Here is a 7,295-nt window from a genome sequence, read left to right as displayed (position 1 = left end):
GACTAGCACTTACTGATGCTGAAGCACTTTGGCTTGCTGATACTGACGCAGAGTGGCTCGCGCTTGCTGAGATAGAAGCTGAGTTCTGGTTGTTAGATGCTGAAGCTGAGGCACTTTGGCTTGCAGATACTGATGCTGAAGTACTTTGACTTGCAGATACTGATGCTGAAGCGCTTTGGCTTGCACTTACTGACGCAGAGTGGCTCGCGCTTGCTGAGATAGAAGCTGAGTTCTGGTTGTTAGATGCTGAAGCTGAGGCACTTTGGCTGGCGCTTACTGATGCTGAAGCACTTTGACTTGCACTTACAGATGCGCTTGCTGATTGGCTAGCTGATACAGACGCAGAGTCGCTTGCACTTGCTGAAGCACTTTGGCTAGCATTTGCTGAGCTTGATGCTGATTGGCTTGCACTGATGCTTGCTGATACTGATGCTGAAGCGCTTTGGCTTGAGCTTACTGATGCGCTAGCTGATTGACTTGAGCTTACAGAAGCTGAAGCTGATTGGCTAGCTGATACTGATGCTGAAGCGCTTTGGCTTGAGCTTACTGATGCGCTAGCTGATTGGCTTGCACTTACAGACGCTGAAGCTGATTGACTTGAGCTTACTGATGCGCTAGTTGATTGGCTTGCACTTACAGACGCTGAAGCGCTTTGGCTTGCAGATACTGATGCGCTAGCTGATTGACTTGCAGATACTGATGCTGAAGCGCTTTGGCTTGCAGATACTGATGCGCTAGCTGATTGACTTGAGCTTACAGAAGCTGAAGCTGATTGGCTTGCACTTACAGACGCTGAAGCTGATTGACTTGAGCTTACTGATGCTGAAGCTGAGCGACTTGCACTAAGCGATGCACTGGCCGAACGGCTTGAACTTACGCTCGCTGAAGCTGAGCGACTTGCGCTAAGTGAGGCACTCGCTGATGCACTCGCTGAACGGCTTGAGCTTACACTTGCTGAAGCTGAGCGACTTGCACTAAGCGATGCACTCGCTGAACGGCTTGAGCTTACGCTCGCTGAGGCTGAGCGACTTGCGCTAAGCGATGCACTGGCCGAACGGCTTGAACTTACGCTCGCTGAAGCTGAGCGACTTGCGCTGAGTGATGCACTGGCTGAAGCACTTGCCGAACGACTTGAGCTTACGCTCGCTGAGGCTGAACGGCTTGAACTTGCACTTGCTGAAGCTGAGCGACTTGCGCTGAGTGATGCACTCGCACTTTGGCTTCCTGATACAGAAGCAGATACGCTACTGCTCACGCTCGCACTGGCTGAGGCACTTTGGCTCGCAATTGCTGACGTTGATGCACTAATACTTGCAGATACAGATGCTGAAGCACTTTGACTCGCACTAATTGACGCAGAGTCACTCGCACTCAAACTCATTGAATCTGAAGCTGACTGTGTACTTGTTGATGCTGACGTTGATTGACTTGCAGATGTAGATTCACTCTCATATCGAGGGCTACGAGTAACATTGAAGCTTATTGTAGCTTGATTGACCACTCCTTGACCACCTGCGCCACTAACTCGTACATTGAACAATACCAAGTTCCCTTTGACAGGCGTTGGATAACCCCACATAGTCAAACGTGGTAAATATCCAATCTGACCTTGTTGACTCCGTACTTGCACAACATCCAATCGATAGTTAAGACCAAGTTGTTTCAAACGATTAGTGTCTGTCTCAGAAATATAGAGGGCATCTCTAGCAATATGCTCCTGCTTCCAAGTACCATTAAAGTGCTTGTTTTGTCCATTATGGAAATAAACATGTGTCTCAGGCATTGGTTTATAAGCTGTTTGATCAGGAATTGGATATCTCTTGGCATATTGACCATTTGGTGTATCGGTAAGAAATACACCAGCTTCAGAGTCAATAATACCTGGAATACCTCCAGAACGGAAACCAGAGTAACCAGTTTTTGGTGCAGTTGTTACTTGCTTGTCTGCCACTTGATCCTTCTCAGCTTGCTTGGTTGTATCCTTACCTTGGGCTTGGTTCTTATCCGCTACAACACCAGCTGCGATATTGTTGCTGGTCGTTGTTGCTTGACTAGCGCTAAGAGCTGCGCTTGCCAAACTTTGGTTAGCACTACCTGATACAAGACTTGCTGCAGGGTTGACCTTAAGGTTGAGCGATGCAGAAGTTGAGGTAGACACAGAAGCCTGAGCTGATGGTTCGCTAACAGCTGATGTACTCTCAACTACAGAGGCAGGTGCTGGAGCGCTTGCTGACGCTGATGGTGTAGAGCTTACTGATGCAGATGCTTTGGCACTTGCTGAAGCTGATACAGGAGCTGATGTTGATTGACTCGCTGACTCAGATGCTGGAGCAGTTGACTGGCCTGCTGATGTTGAAGCACTTGCAGATGCTGACTGACTCGCTAAGACTGACTGACTTGCTGAGGCAGATTGACTGACTGAAGCTGACTGACTCGCACTCGCTTGAGCCTCAACAGATTGACTGACTGATACAGAAGCTGTTGCAGATGCTTGTTCTGCTTGAGCTTTCTTTACTTCTGCTTGCGCTTGAGCGATGATTGAGTTCGTACTTGTTTCAGTTGTTTCAGCTGCTTTTGGTTCAGCTGCGATGACTGTTTTATCCTTTTCTGTATAGTCAGACGTTTCATCTGCGTATACAGTTTGCTCTTGAGTCATCACAAATCCTGCAGCTCCCGCGGCCAGGATTCCCCCTATACCCGCTAGCGTGTTAAAACTAAGGTGTGCGTGATCAAGTTCTTCAGTGTCTGACAGGGTACTAGAGACAACTTCGCCCATCCCCCCGATACGGAAGAGATCCAATTGAGAGTTCGAGGCTTTTACCCAGTTTTTCCCCGACTTGTAAAGCTTATAACGCTTTTTCTCATCTACGATCTCGAAATCTTTGTTAAATTTTTTACTTCGAAACATTTGTTTCCTTTCTTTTATCCAATTGCGACCCTTTGTTAACCTCATGACCATTAACAAAGCGTAGTTGCGCTGCCCTCTCAAAACCAAAATAATAAAACCGCAGTCAGTTTCAGTTTTTATCCCTTTGACTCAGAAAAAGCAGATCCCATCTGGGATATACCAGTCGTTCTTATCTAGTATACACCACTTATCATTTTATCAAAACGGATTGCCCTTTTCAAGTAATTATATGCGAAATGACAAATGAAAACACTTAATTTTTATTAAAAATTCGCTTTTAGAGTTCAAACTATTGAAATTCTCTTACGATTTTCGAAATCAAGCCCATTAATACTTCCAATAAAAAATGACCAAACCATCATTAGAAGAGATCATTTCTTTTGTAAATCCCATACTTTTAATCGTTTTTCAGACGTTTTCGAAAGATACAGATGAGGACAAGATTATTAACGCTTTGGAACACCCTGTTCTCATACAAAACGGGAAGCCACTATCAACCTTATCATAGTCATTAAACGAAATGCTTTTGATTGTTAGAACTTTGGCAATGTCAAAACCAGAATTTTCATAGCTTTAAACATGACAAAAGAGAGAATCAATCTGATTCCCTCTATGCTTCGTTATATGTCACCCACTTCAGTTTCCACTTATTTCCATTCTAATCGGCACTCTGCCGAAATTCTGCTCTGCTATACTTGGCTGTCCTAGTTTGTAGATCTGGTCTGCTTTTTGGGTCATTGTATCCCAAGGTTCTTTGCCAATTCGACTGACTAGATGGACCTGCTCTTTCAGTGACTTGAGATGTTGTCTGCCTTTTTCGGTAAAGCCAAGGACATGGATACCTTCTGGCAAGTCACTTTCTCTAGCTTGCACCAAGATATAAGTCAATAGGCGTCTGACACGCGCTTTTGTGTAACGTTTAGTGGCAACTGCCTCGACCAATTCCTCCACAGACTGGGCTATCTTGATGGCATCCTTGATACGCACTGCCATTTCTTGATTGACCTGATAGATGGTCGTCAGGTCTGGATTTGACAAGATTTGATAGCGGAGCAAGGGAAAAAAGTCATCCCAGCTCACCTTACTGGCTTGCTCAAAGAGGTCAACAGAAGGCATACAGCGTTCTAAGAAATCTTGGTCTGATTGATGCTGACGGAGAGCTGTTGCCGAGGCAAATTCCACATTCTTGTCCACAGAGTGATAGCCAGCCCCCTGACGTTGAATTGGATGCAGTTTGATTTTACGTCCCGCAACCGCCTTGGCATAGGCCAGAGCAAGGACATGATTGGGGGTATTGCCTGAAAAATCAAGACCTGCAAATTCCTTCCACATGGCTTGGGTTTTCTGAGGATAAGAGAGGGCATCAGGCAGATTTTCCACAAATTCCTCCATCTCGGTACCTTGCTCCGTGTATAGGTCAGCAATTTTCTGGTAATCCAGAACTTCCTCTGTCCCGAAAGCGAGGGTATCAATGCCCAAGCGAGCCAAGATATCCACAGCTCCTTGACCGAAGAAATCTGCTGCCTGAACACTGACTAAAAAGGGCAATTCCACTACCAAATCTGCTCCATTTTCCAGCGCCATCTGAGCCCGTGTCCACTTGTCCACGATAGCAGGCTCTCCACGCTGCATGAAATTCCCAGACATGGCAACGATTTTCAGTCCCTCTGCCTGCTCCAGCAGATATTTATGCCCATTATGAAAAGGATTGAATTCCGCGATAATACCTGTGATGGCCATGATGTTCTCCTACTTCTGCGCGACAAAAAACCAACGGGTAGTGGTTTCTGTCGGCTCCTTGTCCTCAAAGTCCGCATAGAGTTTGAAGAACTTGAAACCAGCCTGTTCCAGCAAAATATCATAGGTCAGGACCTCATAGGTTCGCTCCTCATGCACTTCATCGTGGCGACTAAAGGAACCGTCAGCCTCCTTGACAAAGAAAGTCAACTCATGCACGATGGAGTGAGGAGCTTCGTCCTCATAGGTGTCCCAAAGCATGGCAAAATCTTCCGCATTTTCATGGTAGGAATAGCCTGGAAAAACTTCATCCGTCTGGTAGGTCGAATGCACATCAAAGATGAATACTCCGTCTTCATTGAGGGCATTATACACTTCCTTAAAGACGTCTCCTACCTCTACCTCATCCTGCATGTAGCAGATAGAGTCAGAGTAACACGTAACAAAGTCGTACTTACCTGCCTTGGACAAATCCAGCATATTACCTTCAATAAAATCAATCTTTTGCTTGGCCGAAGTCGCTCTCTTTTCAGCAATCTTCAGCATATCCGCGCTCAAGTCAAGTCCAGTCACATCAAAGCCAGCCTGAGAAAAGCGAACAGACTGGATGCCTGTCCCACAAGCCAATTCCAAAAGCTTCTTTCTCTCCTTGGTCTTAGGCAAATGACGTAGAGAAAAATCTGTCCATTTATCGTATAAACTATCATCCATCACAGCATCGTAAACAGCCGCAAAGGTTTCGTAAGTTGCCATATTCATGATACCAAGTCCGCCCGTAATCGGAATGAAAATTAGGAGCTTGGACCTTAGGATCCTGATCCAAGACTAAGCTATCTATTTTCCGACGATTACAGGACGGGTTCAAATCCTTTCTAAGATACAAAGAACGTTAGAAGCAAGGAGAAAATAGGAAACTTTCTGCTGTATCGTCAGATACCAAGAAAGTTACTTTTTATCTCACCTTTTAGCTCGTGTTCAGTTTCGAGATGAACAAAAACACGACGCCCTCACCTTTCCATCAATTTTCTAAAATAAGCAAATAAACCCAGTTGACTACAACTGAGTTCATCTCCTATGCCAAGGCTTCCGAAATGTCTACAGAATCCGCCTCATGCCATAGTTTTTCTAGGTTATAGTGGGCACGCATTTCTTCTGAGAAGATATGCACAACGACACCGCCGAGGTCCAACAAAACCCAGCCTCCAGCTGCATCGCCTTCGACATGGCTGCCCTTAAAGCCTGCTTGAGCTACTTTTTCACGGATATTGTCAGCGATAGCGTCCAACTGACGGCTATTCATCGAGCTCGTGATAACAAAGTAGTCCGTCACGCTGGTCAAATCTTGTACATCAAGTGCGAGGATATCCTCCGCGCGTTTCTCATCAGCCGCTTTCACGACTAGTTCTAGTAATTCTTTTTCGTTCATTTAGTCCTCTTTCAAATAGTGCACAAAGGCGTTATAGGTTTCAAGGGTTTGGGGATAGATGGGGAATCCCTGATGAGCTAAATGCTCCACGGTACGAGCTGTTTCGTAGGCCACTGCCTTATTGAGCGATAGCTCCGCAATTTCACGTGCCTCGTCCACCCCTGGAAAGGCTCGGTTGTGCTCGATATAGTCTGCGACATAGATTACTTTATCTAGATCGGTCATCTGACCAGCACCGACTGTATGGATTTCAATGGCCCGCAGGATTTCAGAATCATGCAAATCCAAATCTTCCTGAATCTTGTAGATACCGACCATGCCATGCCAGACATTATTGCCCCAGTTTTTAAGGTCAGGGTCTAGCTGATAACGGTCAATCAGGTCTAGAAATTCCTGATCTGACAACTTTTTAGCATAGTCATGAAGAAGGCCTGCTAGACCCGCTTTCTCGCCATTGACTCCGAATCGCTTCGCAAGCTCTATGGCTGCACGCTCTACACCCAAACAATGGGTTAAACGTTTTTCAGGCAGAAGCTCTGCCATTCTTTCCAACAAAGCCTCTCGGGAACAGTTGATATAGTCTTGGTATGCCATCAGTAAAGCCCCTCCTTCTCGATGTAGTCTAGCACTGGCTGAGGTAGGAGAAAGTTAGGTTTCCGACCTTGGGCAATGAAGTTACGCACCATACTGGATGAGATGTCCATGAGAGGCACATCCACCCAGATAACTGGATAGGAAGTCCCTGCCTTGTAGCGCGGGCGCTGAACTCCAACAAACTGAACCATGTCGACCAGCTCATCAATTCGGTACCACTTAGGCAGATAGTCCACCATATCAGCCCCGATAATGAAGTAATAATCCGTGTCTGGGTGTTTCTGTGTCAAAATCTTCATGGTGTCGTAGGTGTAGGAAATGCCCTTGCGCTCTAGCTCGATGGTTTCAATGTCCAGACCTTCAATCCCCTCTATTGCCAATTCAAGCATCTTGAGCCGATGGTGCTCGGGGATGGTTTCCTTTTTATCTACGTGAGGAGGTTGGTATTCAGGCATGAGCAGGACTTGGTCCAGTCCTAACTGTTGTCGTACTTGGTCCGCCACAACAAGATGGGCATTGTGAACGGGATTAAAATTCCCTCCTAGAATCCCGACTTGTTTGCGTTTTTTCTCCTTGATTTCTGGCTCCAACTCTACCTTGGTAAAGGGAGTCAATAATTCGATTGCCATA

Annotated in this window: 6 protein-coding genes; all 6 read right to left on the bottom strand. The window is 46.0% G+C overall.

Going from position 1 to position 7,295, the window contains the following annotated elements; all coding sequences use genetic code 11:
• A partial coding sequence (locus tag D8805_RS10380) for a KxYKxGKxW signal peptide domain-containing protein (protein WP_185774570.1) occupies positions 1–2,908 on the bottom strand: 2,908 nt, incomplete at its 3' end.
• Between the two features lie 636 nt (positions 2,909–3,544).
• The gene (locus D8805_RS04825) at positions 3,545–4,648 is read right to left on the bottom strand and encodes a nucleotidyltransferase (RefSeq protein WP_125415763.1); all 1,104 of its coding nucleotides are present in this window, start codon (positions 4,646–4,648) and stop codon (positions 3,545–3,547) included.
• Between the two features lie 9 nt (positions 4,649–4,657).
• Positions 4,658–5,398, bottom strand: a complete 741-nt coding sequence (locus tag D8805_RS04820; RefSeq protein WP_185774569.1) for a class I SAM-dependent DNA methyltransferase — start codon at positions 5,396–5,398, stop codon at positions 4,658–4,660.
• Between the two features lie 319 nt (positions 5,399–5,717).
• Positions 5,718–6,071, bottom strand: a complete 354-nt coding sequence (rsfS, locus tag D8805_RS04815) for a ribosome silencing factor (protein ID WP_001003018.1) — start codon at positions 6,069–6,071, stop codon at positions 5,718–5,720.
• Complete coding sequence (gene yqeK / locus D8805_RS04810; protein WP_125415758.1) at positions 6,072–6,665, bottom strand: bis(5'-nucleosyl)-tetraphosphatase (symmetrical) YqeK; 594 nt, start codon at positions 6,663–6,665, stop codon at positions 6,072–6,074.
• On the bottom strand, positions 6,665–7,294 hold the full coding sequence (locus D8805_RS04805; RefSeq protein ID WP_125415755.1) for a nicotinate-nucleotide adenylyltransferase: 630 nt from the start codon (positions 7,292–7,294) through the stop codon (positions 6,665–6,667). Before D8805_RS04805 ends, yqeK begins: the two co-directional genes overlap by 1 nt.
• Position 7,295: the final 1 nt, after the last annotated feature.

It is taken from the genome of Streptococcus oralis subsp. dentisani (genome assembly GCF_003944205.1).
Taxonomy (GTDB): domain Bacteria; phylum Bacillota; class Bacilli; order Lactobacillales; family Streptococcaceae; genus Streptococcus; species Streptococcus oralis_BH.
The sequence above is the reverse complement of the archived record's forward strand: the minus strand, read 5'-3'. Positions and strand labels throughout refer to the sequence as shown.

Bases quoted from the DNA above. Each gene is read 5' to 3' on its own strand.
- D8805_RS04825 (WP_125415763.1), bottom strand. From the start codon at position 4,648: ATGGCCATCACAGGTATTATCGCGGAATTCAATCCTTTTCATAATGGG.
- D8805_RS04820 (WP_185774569.1), bottom strand. From the start codon at position 5,398: ATGGCAACTTACGAAACCTTTGCGGCTGTTTACGATGCTGTGATGGAT.
- rsfS (WP_001003018.1), bottom strand. From the start codon at position 6,071: ATGAACGAAAAAGAATTACTAGAACTAGTCGTGAAAGCGGCTGATGAG.
- yqeK (WP_125415758.1), bottom strand. From the start codon at position 6,665: ATGGCATACCAAGACTATATCAACTGTTCCCGAGAGGCTTTGTTGGAA.
- D8805_RS04805 (WP_125415755.1), bottom strand. From the start codon at position 7,294: ATGGCAATCGAATTATTGACTCCCTTTACCAAGGTAGAGTTGGAGCCA.